Annotated in this window: 14 protein-coding genes and 5 pseudogenes; 5 read left to right on the top strand and 14 right to left on the bottom strand. The window is 54.1% G+C overall.

The window, feature by feature from the left end; translation table 11 throughout:
* Positions 1-344: 344 nt before the first annotated feature.
* A pseudogene (locus CAG41_RS08700) lies at positions 345-947 on the top strand (mechanosensitive ion channel family protein); the annotation flags it as partial.
* A gap of 91 nt (positions 948-1,038) precedes the next feature.
* Here CAG41_RS08700 and CAG41_RS28790 read toward each other — a convergent pair.
* Positions 1,039-1,192, bottom strand: a pseudogene (locus CAG41_RS28790) (DUF3077 domain-containing protein); the annotation flags it as partial.
* Positions 1,193-1,308: 116 nt separating this feature from the next.
* Here CAG41_RS28790 and CAG41_RS08695 point away from each other — a divergent pair.
* Entirely contained in the window at positions 1,309-2,877 is a 1,569-nt protein-coding gene (locus CAG41_RS08695) for a TIGR04141 family sporadically distributed protein (protein WP_085706866.1), read from the top strand.
* Between the two features lie 129 nt (positions 2,878-3,006).
* Here CAG41_RS08695 and CAG41_RS08690 read toward each other — a convergent pair.
* From CAG41_RS08690 to CAG41_RS08670, 5 genes and pseudogenes are all read right to left on the bottom strand, one after another.
* Positions 3,007-4,540, bottom strand: a pseudogene (locus CAG41_RS08690) (IS66 family transposase).
* A gap of 63 nt (positions 4,541-4,603) precedes the next feature.
* Positions 4,604-4,939, bottom strand: coding sequence for an IS66 family insertion sequence element accessory protein TnpB (tnpB, locus tag CAG41_RS28785; protein WP_170930269.1), 336 nt, complete (start codon positions 4,937-4,939; stop codon positions 4,604-4,606).
* Positions 4,936-5,256, bottom strand: coding sequence for a transposase (locus CAG41_RS29135; protein ID WP_085706865.1), 321 nt, complete (start codon positions 5,254-5,256; stop codon positions 4,936-4,938). The genes tnpB and CAG41_RS29135 overlap by 4 nt, the downstream gene beginning before the upstream one ends.
* Before the next feature lie 226 nt (positions 5,257-5,482).
* A complete protein-coding gene (locus tag CAG41_RS08675) occupies positions 5,483-5,848 on the bottom strand; it encodes a histone-like nucleoid-structuring protein, MvaT/MvaU family (RefSeq protein WP_085706864.1) in 366 nt (121 codons plus the stop codon).
* Positions 5,849-6,044: 196 nt separating this feature from the next.
* Positions 6,045-7,208 (bottom strand): hypothetical protein, encoded by a 1,164-nt coding sequence (locus CAG41_RS08670; RefSeq protein WP_085706863.1) that lies wholly within the window; start codon positions 7,206-7,208, stop codon positions 6,045-6,047.
* Between the two features lie 373 nt (positions 7,209-7,581).
* Here CAG41_RS08670 and CAG41_RS08665 point away from each other — a divergent pair, with 373 nt between their 5' ends.
* Positions 7,582-8,517, top strand: a complete 936-nt coding sequence (locus tag CAG41_RS08665; protein ID WP_085706862.1) for a hypothetical protein — start codon at positions 7,582-7,584, stop codon at positions 8,515-8,517.
* A 126-nt stretch (positions 8,518-8,643) separates the two neighbouring features.
* On the opposite strand, the gene CAG41_RS29130 is transcribed toward CAG41_RS08665, so the two are convergent.
* On the bottom strand, positions 8,644-8,883 hold the full coding sequence (locus tag CAG41_RS29130) for an antitoxin Xre/MbcA/ParS toxin-binding domain-containing protein (RefSeq protein ID WP_371917406.1): 240 nt from the start codon (positions 8,881-8,883) through the stop codon (positions 8,644-8,646).
* Positions 8,878-8,973, bottom strand: a pseudogene (locus CAG41_RS29015) (hypothetical protein); the annotation flags it as partial. The pseudogene CAG41_RS29015 and the gene CAG41_RS29130, both read right to left, overlap by 6 nt.
* Positions 8,974-9,669: 696 nt before the next feature.
* Between CAG41_RS29015 and CAG41_RS08650 the strand changes: the two are divergent.
* Complete coding sequence (locus CAG41_RS08650; RefSeq protein ID WP_371917405.1) at positions 9,670-10,203, top strand: HAD domain-containing protein; 534 nt, start codon at positions 9,670-9,672, stop codon at positions 10,201-10,203.
* 202 nt (positions 10,204-10,405) lie between these two features.
* On the opposite strand, the gene CAG41_RS28230 is transcribed toward CAG41_RS08650, so the two are convergent.
* From CAG41_RS28230 to CAG41_RS08630, 5 genes are all read right to left on the bottom strand, one after another.
* Positions 10,406-11,275, bottom strand: a complete 870-nt coding sequence (locus CAG41_RS28230; RefSeq protein WP_139834951.1) for a hypothetical protein — start codon at positions 11,273-11,275, stop codon at positions 10,406-10,408.
* A gap of 186 nt (positions 11,276-11,461) precedes the next feature.
* A complete protein-coding gene (locus CAG41_RS08645) occupies positions 11,462-13,279 on the bottom strand; it encodes a hypothetical protein (RefSeq protein WP_085706861.1) in 1,818 nt (605 codons plus the stop codon).
* On the bottom strand, positions 13,279-13,731 hold the full coding sequence (locus CAG41_RS08640; protein ID WP_256582541.1) for an ABC-three component system middle component 2: 453 nt from the start codon (positions 13,729-13,731) through the stop codon (positions 13,279-13,281). Before CAG41_RS08640 ends, CAG41_RS08645 begins: the two co-directional genes overlap by 1 nt.
* Entirely contained in the window at positions 13,707-14,786 is a 1,080-nt protein-coding gene (locus CAG41_RS08635; RefSeq protein ID WP_085706860.1) for an ABC-three component system protein, read from the bottom strand. Before CAG41_RS08635 ends, CAG41_RS08640 begins: the two co-directional genes overlap by 25 nt.
* Positions 14,787-14,838: 52 nt before the next feature.
* Positions 14,839-15,168, bottom strand: coding sequence for a hypothetical protein (locus CAG41_RS08630; protein WP_085706859.1), 330 nt, complete (start codon positions 15,166-15,168; stop codon positions 14,839-14,841).
* A gap of 426 nt (positions 15,169-15,594) precedes the next feature.
* On the opposite strand from CAG41_RS08630, the pseudogene CAG41_RS08625 reads away from it, so the two are divergent.
* Positions 15,595-16,197, top strand: a pseudogene (locus tag CAG41_RS08625) (mechanosensitive ion channel family protein); the annotation flags it as partial.
* Between the two features lie 108 nt (positions 16,198-16,305).
* On the opposite strand, the gene CAG41_RS08620 reads toward CAG41_RS08625, so the two are convergent.
* Positions 16,306-17,172: a carboxylate/amino acid/amine transporter gene (locus tag CAG41_RS08620; RefSeq protein ID WP_085633061.1), complete on the bottom strand. Its 867-nt coding sequence runs from the start codon at positions 17,170-17,172 to the stop codon at positions 16,306-16,308.
* Between the last annotated feature and the right edge of the window lie 142 nt (positions 17,173-17,314).

The raw sequence follows: 17,314 nt of genomic DNA, 5'->3' as shown, positions 1-17,314 counted from the left end.
AGGAAAGTCTGCCGCAGTGGCTCAATGATGTCACCCCGACTTTGGTGTCTAGATGCGATACTGGCGCCCTATGTATACAAGCTTCGCCTGAGCCGGTTCCTCGCGGAGATCTGATAGGTCGTGGGGCACTCCTGTAACGAGAGCTTTGGGCGTACGAGGGGTTGTTGGAGTGCATGTGATTGGTACATACAGGTGCTCGGTTGAAAGGGGTGTGAGCACTGCAGCTTGCGGGACTGGAAGGATGGCAAGGGTGTCCATCGATGTCAGAAAAAAGGACAATGGACAAAAAAAATTAACCTACTGATTTGTAAAGCTTTGTGTTGTCCATTTCCGCGCTGAGCTCACGCGTGCAGAACTTCGACAAGACCATCGTCTCCATCCCCACCTGGCGCCTGATGAGCGAGTCGTTCCGCAACTACCGCGGCATGCAGCAGTCCGGCGGGCGACGCATCAAGCGCAGCCTGTTCATCGACGCCACCGGCGTGCGCTTTCTTACCCGCGAAGAAGAACAGCGCCTGGGTCAGGTGCGTCTGCTGGGCGATTACCTGGCCGGCAAGCGTCAGGAACTGCATGACTGGAACCAAGCCCTCGGGCCGGTGGCAGAGTTGTCGGCCAACCGCCGACAGCTGACCAACGTCGGCACCTTCCGGGCGTTTGCCCTGGCTTATCTGAAGAACCACCCCGAGGTGCACAAGGGCATGACCTGCATGGTCCGCCAGATGCAGACCACCGCCGAAGGCGTACCGCTGGAGATCTACTGCTTCACCACCACCACGGTGTGGGCCGACTACGAGCGCATCCAGGGCGATATCTTCGATTACCTGCTGGCGGTGCTGCCGGAGTTCGGGCTGGGGTTGTATCAGCAGCCCAGTGGCAATGACATGCGAGTGGGGTTGGCGGGGCGGGTTGGGGAGCCTGTGCCGCGTCGGCTGGAGGAGATGGGCGAGGTTTGCGGCCCATCGCGGGGCAAGCCTGCCCCGCGAAAGAGCCACCAGCTACCCCGCAGAACCACAAAAAGGAAGCTGCAAAGTGGCTGTTTCAAGAGCTCTTCATCAGACCCATTTCGGCATCATCGATGCAGGGCCTTGGCGAAGGCGCAGAGGTAGTACGAAGCCTAAAGTAGCTGAGGTTTATCTCGATTCAGGCCGTCGATGGACAGGTCACGGGCATAGCTCATCAATTCTGAGGCCTGTAGTTGATGACTCCCGCCCTGGACTTTTCATGTCGCCCGCATGTCTCTGACGTAGCTTGACGGAGACAGAGGTAGATGCCAATTTAACATCAAGTCGAGGGGTCAAGGAGTGACACGTGAAGATCACTATCAATGTGTTCTTGCTCAAGGATGGGCGAACCATCCAGGACGCGCTTTCCGACGAGGTCAACCTGCGACCTATCGTGTTTTTATTAGGCGAAGTTGAATGCCTCTTCTATCACCAGAAAAATCCTTCCCATCCAAAGTGGACTCAGCTCTTCGGCGCAATCCCAGAGGTAGCCGGCCTTGACTTGACCGGTAGATCGCTCAAAGCACTGCTCGTTCTAGCAATCAACGGCAGAGTCTTTTGCTTTACCTTTGGCCATGCCAGGCATCTGATTGATCCGCTCGCGATTGAGCGCTATTTCGGACTACGTACGGCGCTCAGCTTGACGGATCCTCTGCTGATCAAGTCCGTCGAAAAATCCAATATTGACCGCACCCCGCTGCGCTCAAAGGCGCAATCCTCAAGGCTGTTGTCAATATCGGAGTTCGATTTTAAGTTCGATTCGGAGATCCTCAAGTCGCTAACCGGGATCGTGGAGAACGATCAGGATGAAGGCGAGTACGTCAGCGGCTCCGACTCATTGGCGCTCCATTCCGATGTAAGGCTCGAAGACTTCCCTGAGATCGCGCTTCGCCTCTTGACAGCCTACGAGGATGAGCACTGCAAAGAAAAATATCCTTGGATGGATTTCATCGTCCCGGTTCGCGATGCGGCACTCAAAGGCGAATTAGACGGGGTTCTGGTGGAAGCGATGAATACCGAGCGGTTCGATCGCGTCCGCGCGGCTGCACCTGAACTGCTCGGAAATGACGTTAGCGGCTTCGGCTATGTCAAACGCAGTGCCCGAGCGCACAACGGCCCAGCAATCTCATTCGATCTGGATCTTCGCCAAGCGCTGCTCGCCAAGCACCTGCTGGGAGGCATCACTCGCCCACTGCTGGATTCTGAGCGCATCTACCTCTACGGAGCGGACGAACAGCGACTTGCCACTTGGCCTTTGTACATTTGCCTGGAGGCGGAGATCGACCACGAAGGCAAAATATACCTGCTCAGCGAAGGTGATTGGTATCAGATAGATCGCGACTACACCGAGCAAGTGAATCACTTTTTTGAGGCCGCGACTCCGTGTAACCTGGTGTTTCCTCCCTACCGTACTGATCACGAAGGCGCCTATCTTCGGCGCATCGCTGACAACGTCAATTTCTACCTACTCGACCAAAAGCTTGTGAGACTGACTGGCGCAGGCGGCCCGTTCGAGTTTTGTGATTTGCTCACACCGGATAACCACATCATCCATGTCAAAAAGTACTCATCGTCGAGCGTGTTGAGCCACCTTTTCTCTCAGGCCTACGTGTCTGCTGAAGCCCTGATCAACGCCCCTGATGTCGTTGCGCAGGTGAATGCACATCTGGCAGAACTCGGCGATTTCCAGTTCGCTTTCAACCCGGCCACTCAGCCGCGTAACAAAATCGTATTCGCCATCATGCAACCCAACGAAGCGCTGCACATGCCGTTTTTTTCTAAGGTTAACTTCAGGCAATTTGCCCAGCGGCTTACCGCAATGGGTTACCAGGTCGAGGTGTGCCGAATAAGCAATAGAGACGCTGCTGCTGCCTGAACACTGAAAGCCTAACTGGCGCACGTGACTGCGGTGAAAGGTCAGAGGTTACCAGCATTTTTGTAAGGCGAAGTTCCTAAGGCCTTGTGCATAAGTTTGTAAGCGTCCGCCCAACTCACCTTGCGTAAGTCAGGTCGGCACCCACTGATGCGGCAGCAGCTGCCCGATCTCACTGGCCCGTTGCGTCGGCAGCCGCGTCAGAACATCTTTGAGATAGGCATACGGGTCATGCCCATTCATGCGCGCCGGCTGGATCAGGCTCATGATTGCAGCCGCTCGTTTACCACTGCGCAGCGACCCGGCAAACAACCAGTTCGAGCGACCGAGTGCCCATGGCCGTATCTGGTTCTCGACCTGATTGTTGTCGATGGGCACAGCCCCATCGTCCATGTAGCGCGTCAGCGCTACCCAGCGTTTCAGGCTGTAATCGAGGGCTTTGGCCGTGGCTGATCCGTTCGGCACCAGGCCGCGCTGGGCCAACATCCAGTCATGCAGTTTTTTGCTGATCGGTACCGCCATTTCCTGACGTATTCGCCAACGGTCTTCGTTGCTCATATCCCAAGCCTGGCGTTCAACCTCGTACAAACCGCTAATCGAGTGCAGCGCCTGTTCGGCCAGCTGACTTTTGTTCGCGACATGCAGGTCGAAGAACTTGCGGCGAGCATGAGCCATGCAGCCGATTTCAGTGATGCCTTGCTCAAAACCGGCTTTGTAGCCCGCGAAGTCATCGCAGACCAACTTGCCATTCCAGGTATCCAGGAAGTTGCGCGCATGTTCGCCTGCGCGGCTTGGGCTGAAGTCATACACCACCGCATTGAGCGCTGAAAACGGCGTCGTGCTGTAGGCCCATACATAGGCCCGGTGGGTTTTCTTCTCGCCTGGCGCAAGCATTTGCACCGGTGTTTCATCGGCGTGAATTACGCCTTGGCTCAGCACCGCTTCACGCAGTGCATCGACCAACGGCTGGAGCCGCACGCCGGTTTGCCCGACCCACTGGGCCAAGGTCGAGCGGGCAATGGCCAGCCCGGCACGGCCAAAGATTTCTCCTGCCGGTAGAGCGGCAAGTGATCGGCAAACTTGGCCACCATCACGTGAGCCAGCAGGCCTGCGGTCGGGATACCTTTGTCGATAACTTGCGCCGGAACCGGCGCCTGAATCAGGGTTTCGCACTGACGACAGGCCCATTTGCTACGCTCATGTTGCTCGACGGTAAACACGCCCGGCGTGTAATCCAGCTTCTCGCTGACATCTTTGCCAATGCGCTGAAGCTGGCAGCCACAGGCGCACTGAGTGTTTTCGGGTTCGTGCGAATCACGGTGCGCGGAAACTGCGGCGGCAATGGCGCACGCTTGGGCGATTGCCGCGACTCGGCCTGTGACGAAGCGGGAAGAAGCTGTTTTAGCTCTGCCTCGATAGCTTCAAGGTCTGTATCGAGCAGGTCATCCAGCAAGCTGCCTTGCGCCGGGCTGATTTGTTCGCTGCGCTTGGCAAACTTGTGGCGCTTGAGCAGGGCGATTTCGAACTTGAACTGTTCGATGAGGATTTCATCGTTCTGGATCTTCTTGCTCATCGCCTCGACCTGGGACTGCAACTGCAACGCCTGTGCCGCCAAGGCACGAAGCTGTTCCGGGGTCATCTGGTCGAGGTTGGGCGAGGAAGTCATGCCGCCGATTGTGCCAGAGCAGGCACGTGACGACGACACGTAGAGCGGCCAAATGCACGGCGGTTATAGCATGCTGATCACACCGCCTGCACCAACGCGCTGCCACGGCAAGCCCAGCACCAAGGCCTGGAGTTGTTCACTATCGAGTTCGACCTCGCAACCATGACAAATGCCGGGCCAGTGAAACTTGCCTTGATTCAGGCGCCGCGCGGCAAGCCAGACACCCACGCCATCGTGCACCAGCACTTTCATCCGGTTAGCCCGGCGATTGGCGAACAGATAAGCGCAGTGCGGCTTCGCCGCACTGAACACCGCGGTCACTCGGGCCAATGCCGTTTCGGTACCGGCGCGCATATCCATCGGCTCGGTGGCCAGCCAGATCGCATCAATGCGGATCATTGAGCGACAGCCCGGATAAATTGCGCGCAGCCCTCGGGATCTGAGGTTGGCCATTTCACCGTGATCACTTGCCCGGCCATGGGCAATTCGATGATCACTAACGCTTCGACTGGCCGTTTAGGCGCGGCTCTTAGCGGGACGAATGCCGGCAGTGAAGCCGCTGAGGGCTGATCTCGATATAGCGGCAGCCACTTGCGGAAGACGTTGGCATTTATGCCGTGACTGATGGCGACACTGGACACAGTTGCGCCAGGTTGCAGGCATTCTTGAACGACCTGGGCTTTGAACGGTTTCGGATAAGAGCTTCGTTGGCGCATGGAATTCCCGGCGATAAGGGTGATCGCGTCCGCTTAAAAATACGCGGACACCATCGCCCTTAAAGCTGGAGTTCGGAAGGTGAGTTCGCCTGACGCTTACGGCCTATCAACGGCTCACTCGCTTTGCAGGCCACAGATATGCGAGCCAGACGGTGACGTCCGGTGGGCCAGGAAGCATGAGCTGCCTGGCCTCGCTAGAATGAAGGCTCCTAACGCGGCTGATCGATCAATTGAGCCACGACTCAACAGTATCCGCACCATACTGCTCTTTCCAGGCCTTCAAGCCTTTGTGATTTCCGCCTTTGGTCTCGATAAATTCGCCCGTGTTGGGATTTTTGTAGATCTTGACCATGCGAGCTTTACGAGTGCGTTTGTCGGGCTCTGTGCCTTTCGCCGAGGTAAGCACAGCGTGTGGATCGAGAATGCTGATCACGTCTTTCAAGCTTTTGTTGTACTCGCCTAGCAGGGAACGCAGCTTGGTTTCAAACTCCATTTCTTGCTCAAGACCTTTATCGGTCTTCATCGCCTCTAAGGCAGCGAGCTGCTCGGCAAGGTCGCGCTCAAGTTTTCGGAATTCTGCAAGCTTGGACATAGCGCCTCCTAAATATCAAAATAATTGAGTTAGGCTAATTGTCGCTTACACACCAAAATATAGCTAGATTTTTATATGATGTACCCATTAACTCGGCGCGACCTTCTGAGAGCTCTGCTGACGCGAACACTCAAACCCTAGACAAACCAGGGAGCTAAGACCTTCACAAAACAACACATCTTCTTAAACGGCGCACCTAGTACCTGATTGAATATTTATCAAGAAGAAATTTCAAGCTTGCATATGTTGGCTCATAAACTTGTCGTGACACCATTGCACCATCAGGATGCTCCTGAACAGGGTAATCAGACTCAATATCATAAAAGTTATGTGTAACGCCCCTGACATCGAAAAGATCGGTAGCCAGCGGATTAGTAGCATAAGGATTATAATATACATGCAAGCCATCAAAATGACTTTCCCGATGGCAGGACGAATGGTAAACATGCATATCAGAGCCTGCCACACTGTCACCAAAAACACTTCGACTGGAGACGACATAATTTAGCGGCCCAAGTTTTTCTTTACGCACCCCAATCCCACCCATACCATGAAGGGCAAAGAATTCCTCTTTCGCAAAATGCCTAAAGTTCGTAACCCTGACAATCCTCTCCACCCCACTCTCTACTACAGCCTTACCGAAAGTTCCCGTAGTAGAAAAAACTACTGCACTAATCTCCTTATAAGAGTCATTTGTAAAAATCCCAAGATCAATTGGCGCCCCCGATGGCTTCCTGATAACTGAAACCCTTCGCTGCCTGCCTGTATCAAGAGTATATCTATCAGGAGGCTCGATACCAAAAAGAACTCGATTTATAATTTCGTTATTTTGCGTAAGCGATAAATCGCTATCGAATGGAGCAATTGCAACGACGAACGGCCTGCCGTGCACGTGGTCAAGGGACGCATAGGGAAACTTCTTCCCATTGGCACCAGTAAAAAGATCTTTTTTGTCTTTCAGCTTCCCCATGAGCTTAATGGTACAGTGATCTCTAAACTCTTTCGCCTTGAAGGGCCTTCCTTTGGCAGTTGGAATTTTTGGGCGATCCGACACAACCGCCTCAATATTAAACCGATACCCACCCGGCGCATTCACACAAAAGTCAGGACTTGCCTTGGTATAGTCAACAGAAAACCCAAGCTCAATAATCAGCTTATTGAGATACAACTCCCAGAATGCGGAATTGAAAGTAGTCTGAAACTCATTGACGAATTTTGTTTGCTCCCCTGAGCGCTCCAGCAAACCTTCACCCCATGACTGGATGACGCTCCTCACTGGTGCATAAGCAGGATCAGTGACGATCTGCTTGAAAGACTTATGCAGTTTATCCTGTGGCAGATTAGTTTCAAAAAGATCCATCTCATACGCCTACTGAAGAAAGTTTTAAATCTGGGGTTTTTTAGGGCCGCGCAGCAGAGTTTAGATATTTCCTGTCCCGAGGAGCAATTTATTTGAGTCCTCCAAACAAGCACCTAAATCAAAAAGCCCCACGAAGGAAAGGCTCCTCCTGCTCAACCTCCGGCTTTTCCTAGTCAAGCCTGCTCGGCTTCGTGCTCCACTCGACCTCAGGGGACATCTGCCCAAAGGTGTACTTTCATCCCCAGTTACAACAGCGTTTCGGGCTATTAGACTGCTGCCCTCGACCGACTTCGGCATGAGAATCAACTCACCACTGCAATCGTCAGGCTGGGCGATGCCCCAGCCGGAAGGTAGCAAGCGCATAAGGATTTGTATGGCCGGTATCAAGATGACACACGCCTTCGATCGAAAAGGCGTGAAATGGGCTGCAGACGACTATTCGAAGGGCATGGGTGAAGAGCCCCTGAACTGTGAGCGTTGCGATGCCACAGTCAGCCATGTCGGTTCCTTCACTCGAAACTGCTACGATAACCCCTCAAAGGTGAATGCCTTCTTCCGCTTGCATGCTAATGGAATGCACGCCCCCACCTGCCGTTTCGGCGTCGACAAGCAAATAGTTGAACTCGCCAGCACCTCTGACGGCCTTGTCGAAAGCATTCAGAAAAACCGCTTCCGCATGCGCTTGGTGGCCGTGACAGAAGAGCTAAAAGCAAGCGCAAGGCTCCCCAATGAAGATGACGGCGGCGAAAGAACCCCCACTGCCTCCAAAAGCTACACGCCAACATCCAACCGGCTGTCCTCATACATCAATACCGCACAGCGCGTCCTCAGGTTGCGTGCAATGTGTGACGAGGATGATGGCATCGAGCAGCACCTCGAACTGGTGTTTGCTGGGAATACCGTAAGCTGGAACCAGTTCTACTTCGAGCATGACCGGCAAATGGAAGCTCTCTACGCCGTCTCTCAGAGCGCGAGTCAGTACCCCATCGCCATCCAAGGGCGCATCGGCAAGATCAAGCCGGGCGTTAAAGACGATCCCAAACTCAATGTCCTGAACCTCGAAAGACTCAGGGTCACCCAGGATCCCAGTGACCCCACCAACGGTATCAGCCTGGAGGTCAGCGTGTGGGCTGCCAAGGCAAGCTGGTTTGAAGGGCTGAAGGAGAACGACGAGGTCATCATCTTCGGCCTGTGGAAAACCCGCCCCCCGGCCCAGACAAAAGCCACCAAGGAGGGGTTCTTCAAGACATTCACTAACCGGCGCCTGTCCCTCACGCTGGCCGTAAAGTCGCAGATCGCCAAAGTCTGACCACCAGCCTCAAGTCGAACGTGACGATTCCATCAGATTGAACATGACCCCAGCTGTGTTTTACATCGAGAGCATGTGGAACTGGGTATTGTCCTTCGACAGGGCCTGGAGCGCGGTTACGCGTGGCTAAGCCCCAAAGCCGTGCTCTATGCGAGCCAGTAGATCAGTGACCTCCGCAATGCCTGCATCCAATGGCCGCTCATGGCCCAACGCTCGTGCTGGTGTGGACAGCCAGTACACTGCACGACGCTCATCACCAAACACCCCAATTGCTGCAGCCAGCAGAGCTGGGTCAATCTGATCTACAGATTTGCCCCCCGCGCTGTTTCGATTCACGTCAGTACCCCGCTCACCTTCTTGGGCCACAGCAACAACGTCGATCAGGGCTTTTTCCAGAACGTCGGAGAGGTTCAATTCCAGCTCCACTGCCCTGCTCAGCAGGTCACCATTGATGAGAAGTTCGACTGTCCGCTAAGGGGCACTTGGGTCGTAGACGATGGACATAGCCAGCTCCGTGTTACACAGAGTGTGAGTAGTGGTTGGTACCAGCCTCAAGGCTAGATAGCCCCATGATTGAAAGGCTAGCTTGACAGAAAATCACTTGATTCGCGGCTGAATGAGCTTTCAATCCGCTCCTCAGAGCCCCTGCGCATAAACTCCAGCATAATCTACCGTTGACGCCCCAAAAGACTAGATCGCAGGACCAGTCCAAAGCCTTTTCACCTAAACGCGCACGTTCTCGCGGACTACGATCACACCTGGGTGCGCACTATGAGCGCGAGGGTATGAGGGCGTTGAGCTGGCGAGAGCAGGTGGTCAACAGGCTGCGCAGCGTGTCGAATGTGCGTGGGCGTGAAGAGCTTTTGGGTGAGCTGGGGCGGATGGGCTTCGCTGATGCTTTAGCCTGCCCCCGAAGGTGCAGCCCTGCTTCAGTTGACCATCGGGGGAGCCACTGACAAAAATGGCAATGCTCCGCTTACGACGAAGGTGTTATACATGAGCAGGGCCGCCCAGGTAGTGCGCCCGGAAGTAATGCCGGGTTCAGCTAACACCTGAAATACCTAACAGGAGCGTGGATGCGCTCCGCTAGACAAAGATTCGAATACATTGATAGACAACCGCCCAGTAAGCACAGCCAAGGTCTCTGAGACGATGATGGATCCCAGGCCTCGCAAGCTGAGAGCTAGCGACTTAGCGCTCTTCCTCGATTACGACGGCGTGCTGCATCCAGACGCGGTGTACCGCACAAAGCACGGCCTGGAACTGCGCGCACGGGGCGAAATGATGATGCACGCCCACATCCTGACTGATCTGCTGCAAGACTTTCCAGATATTCGAATAGTGCTGTCCACGAGCTGGGTGAGGCTCCTTGGCTACAGCCGAGCTAGGGCAGCACTACCCGCCAAGCTGCAAGCACGCGTGATATCGGCCACATGGCACTCCCGAATGACTCGATCCCCAATCGAAGGATACGACAGCTGGTCGAGGCATGAGCAAATACGTGCCGCTGTTACACGCGCAGGGATCACTCATTGGTTGGCAATTGATGACGACACTGATCACACTTGGCCGGCCCACGACCACCGTCTGATACGCTGCGAATCCAACATGGGGCTAGGCAGCGAGGCTACTCAGATGGAGTTACGTGACAAGTTGCAGGCGCTGATAGACACCGCTGCTGGCTAGTGCTGACGATCACCAGCACGCGGAGCTCATTATCAACCGAAAGGCTGCATCTAACTGATCAGCGTGGTTGCCGGCATCGTGATTCACTGAGCCTATGAGCCGAAGATCGCGCTACCTGGGCGATGAAAAATTCGCCGCGAAGTAATCGATCAACGCTGTAGCCTACGTGATACGCGGATTGCATCAGGGCTAGTAGCGTACCTTAATCCAAGGAGGGGATTTTCACTGGCATACCCAGAATCGAATTTATCTCCGTTTGAAAATCAAATCCTAGCCAGTTCTGCGCGGGATCACCGTATTGGTCATGCATCGCGCCATAGAGATCTAAGCGGCCCCATCTGGTACTCATGACCCCAAACTGCAGTGTTCCACCAACAGTATCGTGTTTCCTTGCCCGCATACGTGCCTCTAACGCTATACGTGGTTCTTTACCTTTCTCTTCAACTCCGGGATCGTCCTGCAGTGACTTAATCTCGGCACGGAGACTCTCGGTATCATCACCTATAACAGCGACCTCCCCCTTCAACAGGTCAATTGGTTGAGCGACTTGAGAAAACTCTTTATTCTGATTGAACTCCGGGTGTATCCAGTAACACTCAAGGGGGCGGCAATTAAGCATATCGTCTGGGGCAATACCAAAGATTACAAACTCACAAAATGGCGCTCTGCCCGCTGCATACCCAACGCTTGCGTCTTTGGTGTAGCGCTCAGACAAATGTCGTATGAGATCTGCAACAGCGCTTAAGTCTGGAGTCCTTATCTGTGAATTTTCTTTTGTCTGGGGATGTAAATTATCCAGCATCATTGCCGCTGCTGAGTATGTCATAAGCGCGGGTGTAACCGCTCCTGCGTAGACCATACCGACTTCGTAGCCTAACATCGGCCCGCCAGCTATAGAATTCTCGGTGACGCCCCAGGCCCCTACTTTTAACCGCAATACTTTCATTGCTTGATCCGTAACCCTACTGACTGACTTGTGATCGCCATTCTTGGATATTGCGGTAAGCAGTGAATCAGCTACAGCCCACACGGACGAAGAGTCATGATCATACCAGACTACAGCATTGGTCATCTAATTAATCCTCTCAAACACAAAACCCACTAACTATTTAAGCTTGCCACTACCATCAAAACTCACAAACCTTTAAGACGCCCCTTTCATCAGAAAATCCGACATCACTCTCTCTCAACTGATAACCAAACACAGAGCATATCGATCAATACACCGAGTGACGCATGATCGACTTGCACGATTGGATCAACCTCTCAGCGGGAAGAAACCATACCTCCCAATCTTTTTACTTTTCGTAAAATGCTGATAGTTCATATGGGGAATGAGCACCATATCAGGCTCCTTGTTCTCAAATATAATCACTTGAGAATCTTTGAAGTTATCAGCGATATCCTGATAGAACGCATAAATCACGTCCGCTGCTACTTCTTCATCATCTTCCTCAGGCTCTGGATCCCCTTCCTTGTATGTGGTCAGTGGCGAATCAAGCACTACAAACCCAGGGTGGCGCCCAGAAAGCTTCAGCAGATTCATCAGCCCCAGAGCAAATGCAGAGGACGCAATCGCCCGATACCCTTTGCCGAAATTGCCTCTCTTGCTTCCACCAATGGTGATGTCACGCGCACCGAAATCGAATTCCACTGGGGAGTGATTCGGGAAACTCCAGCGCTGCAAGATATCCTGAATCTCTTTCACCAGAGGCTTGGCAGAGTCCTCAAAGCTTTCAGGGGTATAAGTGTTTTGCTCTTCAAGCAGCAGAACACCCAGTCGGTTTAACTCCTCCCTCAGCTTGGCCTTATCCTTCACGAGTCTACCTAGCGCCAAGTGATCGTGCTTAAGGCACGCAGCGAGTTCCTTCAGGTCACTCACTGCCTGAACCAACCCCTGGAGCTCCGAGGTGATAACCTTCTCCACTGCCGCGATAGACGTCTTGGTGCTCTCAGCGCTAGAGGTGTTCCGCTCAATCGCTGCCGTCAGAGATCCCTGGGCTTCCGCGAGCTCGTAGATATTCTTCGAAATTCGATCCAACTCGATGGAGACACCTTTCTTGATGTCATCTACGTCCGTCGTACATGACTCGGAGTCGAAATGATTCCCACAGGTCGGACAAAGCACCGCGTCCGCACCATCAAGGAGAACTGCCGCCTGCTCAATGCCCTGAAGGCGCTGGCGATCTGATTCGTACTTCTGGCCAAGCATGTCAAATCGGCTAAGCAGAGCCTTGTCTTCAGCAATTTTGCCTTCGACCAACTCCAGTTCGGTGATATGGTTGGCTTTCTGGGTGAACAAGTCTTCACTCGAATGGAACGCGCCTTCCAGTTCCTGCTCAGCCAGTTTCAGCCGAAGCGCGACCTGGTCGACAAACGAACTGAGCTTCTGAAGTTCAAGGCTTTCAGCGGCATCATTTCCTGGATAAAACTGCTTGATAATTCCTTCTACAGCAGTAGCCTTATGTCTCAATGCCCCCTTTGACTCCAACTCCTTTTTAGCCTGTTTAACCCCGGTATCGTCATTACCGGTTAACAGTAGCTTCAGAATGGATTGTTCCAGAAACCGCTCATCCTTCTGGCCCGTACCTAAAGGAGAGTACTCAGCCACGATTCGCGTCTCATCCATCAACAAGACATTCTCAAAATAACGAAGAGAGAACGAGGCATTACTTAGCGACTCTGTTCCTTTCAACAAAATCTTTCCATTCAACCCCAACCTGTGCAAAAACTGGTTGGAAATCGAGTTCATTCTCTTAGGATTGTGCTTAACCCCCAAGATCAAAACCTTCCCATCTTCATCGTAAAGTGTAGGCTTGGAACTTTCTGAAAGGTGCCTTTCGATGGTAAAGGAGCGCCCATCATCATGCACAAACTTCACCTTGAGCGTGGTGTAGCCCTGCGACTCCTTGATGGACTTCGGTGGTGTATTTGAACCAAGGGCAAATTTCAAGCACTGTACAATGTATGACTTACCGGTATTGGAGCCACCCTGAACAACGTTTGCGCCCTTTTCAAAAAAAACAGCAGCATCTGCAAGGTCAGGGCCGCTCACAATAACACTTTGGATAAACATCAGACCGCCCTTTCAACTTTATAAATAGCGCGACGTTGAACCGCGAGGTAATCCATATTTACCTGAACCCAAGATACGCGCCGTCGAAAATCAGCGTGATACTCAGTATTTAACTTGGCGGCGAATTCACTGCCTGCGCTAGTGATGGAATATCGAACACCGCGCTCATCAACCTGACAGGTCACCAGCCCTTTAGCGGTAAAAAGCTTGATTGCGCCAGGAAATGTTTCTCTTCGACGAACCAGTTCCGTCAGACGATTTACCATCATGGGATGCAGGCTTGGCCCTCCCTGAAAGTCACCACTATAAATTGACGCATAGTCCAAGAAGATCAGCTCATCCAGATCAAGCGCCTGGGTAAGGCCAGCAAGCATGAGAACAATACGCGCCCCAATTTCCACAGGGCTATTGTACAAATCCTTTGATTTCATGATTTTTTCTTCTTCACCCAAGTGAATTTACGGTCATTCACTAACTGATGACACAGCCCCTTACGATCGGCGGTTTGCAAGAAATGGCGAAGCGGATGAGAGTTATAGGGTATGAGCACCGAGTGCGTGCTCACTTTGAGAAACCGCTGATATCCATCCTCGTGTTTTTCTTGCAGCACACTGTCTATGCCCTCATGACATTCCTCTTTGAGTTTGTCATAGCAGTCTGTAGGAAACCCATCCCGCGAAAAAGCTTCCAGATACTCGGCACTAAAGAAATTGATCCTAGCCCGCTCCAGAACCTTTTCATACTCACTCTCCATAACGCTTTCAAATGAATACTCAGCACCATCGGCCTCTGACAATGCGTCCAGGAGCGCCCCAATGTAGACCTTCTCGTTATCAGCAACTGCACCTGGCTTGACCTTTGGGACTGCCGGGCGTTTGAGGTGATAACTCCCAAATCGCGACGTGTGGTACGGCGTCAGGGAGTGCATCCTTATCAACTCCAGCGAAGACATCTCATCAACGAACGAAAAATCGATGGTCTTCAGATAATTTAGAAGGTCGCCTTCTAGAGGAATTGACTCCTTGCTAGTAATTTTATCCCTACACGTCTTATCCCAGCGCTTGATTATCTCTCCCTGAATGCGAGATTTTTTGGTGAATATACCCATGCAAGGCGCACTGCACCCTTTCGGGGTTACAAAACGGTATTTACGTGGCAGGGTATATTCTTGTTTCCAGGTGTAGTAGACGAGCTTGCCCAGCTCTGCAGCGACGTCGGCAATGCTTAACTTCTCTTTGTAATGCTTACACTGGAAGTTATCCCACCCTGTCGCGAACTTGGCGATGACGTCACGCCCCATATCACCACCGCCGCCACACAGCGTTACCGATTCATAATCCCTATCCAGATAAGATACGAATTCGGAAGTAAAAACCTCCCACTCTGGCGCAGACATGATCTGCAGACGATCTAGCGGCTGAACTGGCGCCCCTTTCTCCACATCCAATGCCGTAAGCTCGAACTCAGGGGCTGGAGGAGTCTTGATGGGCTTTTCACCAATTGGCATTAGCAGCACCTCCGGAAAGGTACTGTGCTTGCTGAATTACAGTATGAGAAAATCATAAGCCGAGGTCGCGCTCCACCTGGGAAGCTCGGATCCGTTTTGGCATAGCACCAATAATTGTCTTCGGATTTTTCCGCAAAGCACCCGTGAGCTGCTTCAGGAAACGCTGATTCAACTCCATGTTCCCAGCCAGTTCATCAATGATGATGTCAGGATAAACATCAGCGTCTTCCAGCCCAATTCTCAGTGCTGCGCGGGCTGCGCCAATGGGCTTGTCCATCGCGTATTCGACTAAATCAGCAGGATGAAAAGCGTACTCCGGGTTTTGCTCCAGCTCTTGCTTGGGTTCCTGCCGTTGTTCCAGTTCCTTTCCCTGCTCACTCATGCACGAGTACCTTAGCTGTTGAAATTTTGTTCAGCTGTGCGATTCGTTAAATCTCAGGCACGACGAAACGTCCCGAGTTGATGCTTCGGGATGTAGTCGTTCTGTGACGTAGCTGATCCATGCCATGCTCCTACCGCCCTCCTCACCTATCAAGCGAGGTTGCTAGGCGTCCGGGTGTCCATGCGTAATGGCACAATACTATCGTCATTGCGCTGCTCTGGGGAGCCCGGTGACGTGCCGCTACAGCTACCTAGAGGGGGCGCGGGGCTTAGGTGGTGCAGCAGAGGGGGAGTGGGCAGGCGGCGGTTAGGGATTGCAGGGAGGAAGGGTGTCCATCGATTTGAGGAAAAATGGACAATGGACAAAAAATCTTAACCTGTTGTTTTGTATATATTTGCCATGTCCATTTTAGGTCTTAGCTCACACGTACAGAACTTCGACAAGACCATCGTCTCGATCCCGACCTGGCGCCTGATGTCCGAGTCGTTTCGCAACTGGCGCGGCATGCAGCAGTCCGGCGGACGGCGGATCAAGCGCAGCCTGTTCATCGACGCCAGCGGCGTGCGCTTCATCCGTGACGACGAAGAGGCGAAGCTGTCCCAGGTGCACCTGCTGACCGACTACATGACCCGCAAGAAGGCCGAGCTCAAGGCCTGGAACGAAGCCCAGGGCAACGTCGCGATGTCGGCCAACCGCCGGCGCATGACCAACATCGGCACCTTCCGCGCCTACGCGCTGGCCTACCTGAAGAGCCATGCGGAGGTGCAGCCGAACATGACCTGCATGGTGCGCCAGATGCAGACCACCGCCCACGGCATTCCGCTGGAGATCTACTGCTTCACCCGCACCACCGTGTGGGCCGACTACGAGCGGATCCAGGGGGACATTTTCGATTACCTGCTGGCGGTGATGCCGGAGTTCGGCCTGAGCCTGTACCAGCAGCCGAGCGGCGGGGATCTGCGGGCGGGGCTGTTGCCGGCGGTGCTGGGTTCGGCCAGCCTTCCCGAGGCCGACAAGCACGTGATGTGACCCCCGAAACGGGTGGGAGCGAGCCTGCTCGCGATTGTAGCCTGTCGGTCAGCCCTCCATCGAGTGACCGTCCGCCATCGCGAGCAGGCTCGCCCCTACAGGGAAGCGTCAGTGTGCGACCAGCGGCCTGCGCACGCCCAACCGGCTGATCCACACCGCCCCCAGGATCACCGCGCCCCCCAGGAACAAGCGCCCCAGATCCTCGTGCCGGTTCCAGATCAGCAGGTTCAGCAGCAACCCCACCGGCACATGCAGGTTGTTCATCACCGCCAGGGTGCCCCCGTTGACCAGGCAGGCGCCCTTGTTCCACCAGTACAGCCCCAGCGCGGTCGCGACCAGGCCCAGGAACACCAGCACGCCCCATTGCAGCGGCGCTTCGGGCAGGAAGTCGGCTTTGCCGAACAGCAGGAACGCCGGCAGCACCACCGCCAGCGCGCCTAAGTAGAAGAAGCCGAAGCGCCGATAGTGCGGCAGGTCGCTGGGGTGTTTCGCCACCAGGTGCTTGTACAGCACCTGGCCGGCGGCATAGGTGAAGTTGGCCAGTTGCAGCAGCAAAAAGCCCATGAAGAAGTCCGGGTTGATCCGGTCGAAGCGGATCACCGCCGCACCGGCCACCGCCACCAGCGCCGCGATCAGCGCCCAAGGGTTGAAGCGCCGGTTCAGGGCGTCTTCGATCAGGGTCACGTGCAGCGGCGTGAGGATGGTGAACAGCAGCACCTCCGGCACCGTCAGCACGCGAAAGCTCAGGTACAGGCACACGTAGGTGATGCCGAACTGCAGCGCGCCGATCAGCAGCATGCCGCGCATGAACGCCGGCGCCACCGAACGCCAGCGGGTCAGCGGGATGAACACCAGCCCGGCCAGCAGCACCCGCACCAGCACTGCGAAGTAGCTGTCGACATGACCGGCCAGGTATTCGCCGATCAGATTGAAGGAAAACGCCTGGATCAGCGTGACAAAAAGTAGATAGCCCATGCTCGCCTCGATTTCGGATGGCGGCGACGATAGCGGTTTTTGCCCCGGGCCGCGAATCCCGAACCCGAACAAAACCTTGTGGGAACCTGCTGACGATGGCGTCTGCTCCGGCCTCATCGCTTGCAGGCAATCTCCCACAGGT

The sequence above is a fragment of the Pseudomonas sp. B35(2017) genome (assembly GCF_002113645.1).
GTDB classification, from domain to species: domain Bacteria; phylum Pseudomonadota; class Gammaproteobacteria; order Pseudomonadales; family Pseudomonadaceae; genus Aquipseudomonas; species Aquipseudomonas ekonensis.
This window is presented reverse-complemented; position numbering and strand designations above follow the sequence as displayed.

Excerpts from the sequence above, each read along its gene's own strand:
- tnpB (WP_170930269.1), bottom strand. The coding sequence starts at position 4,939 with ATGATCCGCATTGATGCGATCTGGCTGGCCACCGAGCCGATGGATATG.
- CAG41_RS29135 (WP_085706865.1), bottom strand. The coding sequence starts at position 5,256 with ATGCGCCAACGAAGCTCTTATCCGAAACCGTTCAAAGCCCAGGTCGTT.
- CAG41_RS08675 (WP_085706864.1), bottom strand. The coding sequence starts at position 5,848 with ATGTCCAAGCTTGCAGAATTCCGAAAACTTGAGCGCGACCTTGCCGAG.
- CAG41_RS08670 (WP_085706863.1), bottom strand. The coding sequence starts at position 7,208 with ATGGATCTTTTTGAAACTAATCTGCCACAGGATAAACTGCATAAGTCT.
- CAG41_RS08665 (WP_085706862.1), top strand. The coding sequence starts at position 7,582 with ATGGCCGGTATCAAGATGACACACGCCTTCGATCGAAAAGGCGTGAAA.
- CAG41_RS08650 (WP_371917405.1), top strand. The coding sequence starts at position 9,670 with ATGATGGATCCCAGGCCTCGCAAGCTGAGAGCTAGCGACTTAGCGCTC.
- CAG41_RS28230 (WP_139834951.1), bottom strand. The coding sequence starts at position 11,275 with ATGACCAATGCTGTAGTCTGGTATGATCATGACTCTTCGTCCGTGTGG.
- CAG41_RS08645 (WP_085706861.1), bottom strand. The coding sequence starts at position 13,279 with ATGTTTATCCAAAGTGTTATTGTGAGCGGCCCTGACCTTGCAGATGCT.
- CAG41_RS08635 (WP_085706860.1), bottom strand. The coding sequence starts at position 14,786 with ATGCCAATTGGTGAAAAGCCCATCAAGACTCCTCCAGCCCCTGAGTTC.
- CAG41_RS08630 (WP_085706859.1), bottom strand. The coding sequence starts at position 15,168 with ATGAGTGAGCAGGGAAAGGAACTGGAACAACGGCAGGAACCCAAGCAA.
- CAG41_RS08620 (WP_085633061.1), bottom strand. The coding sequence starts at position 17,172 with ATGGGCTATCTACTTTTTGTCACGCTGATCCAGGCGTTTTCCTTCAAT.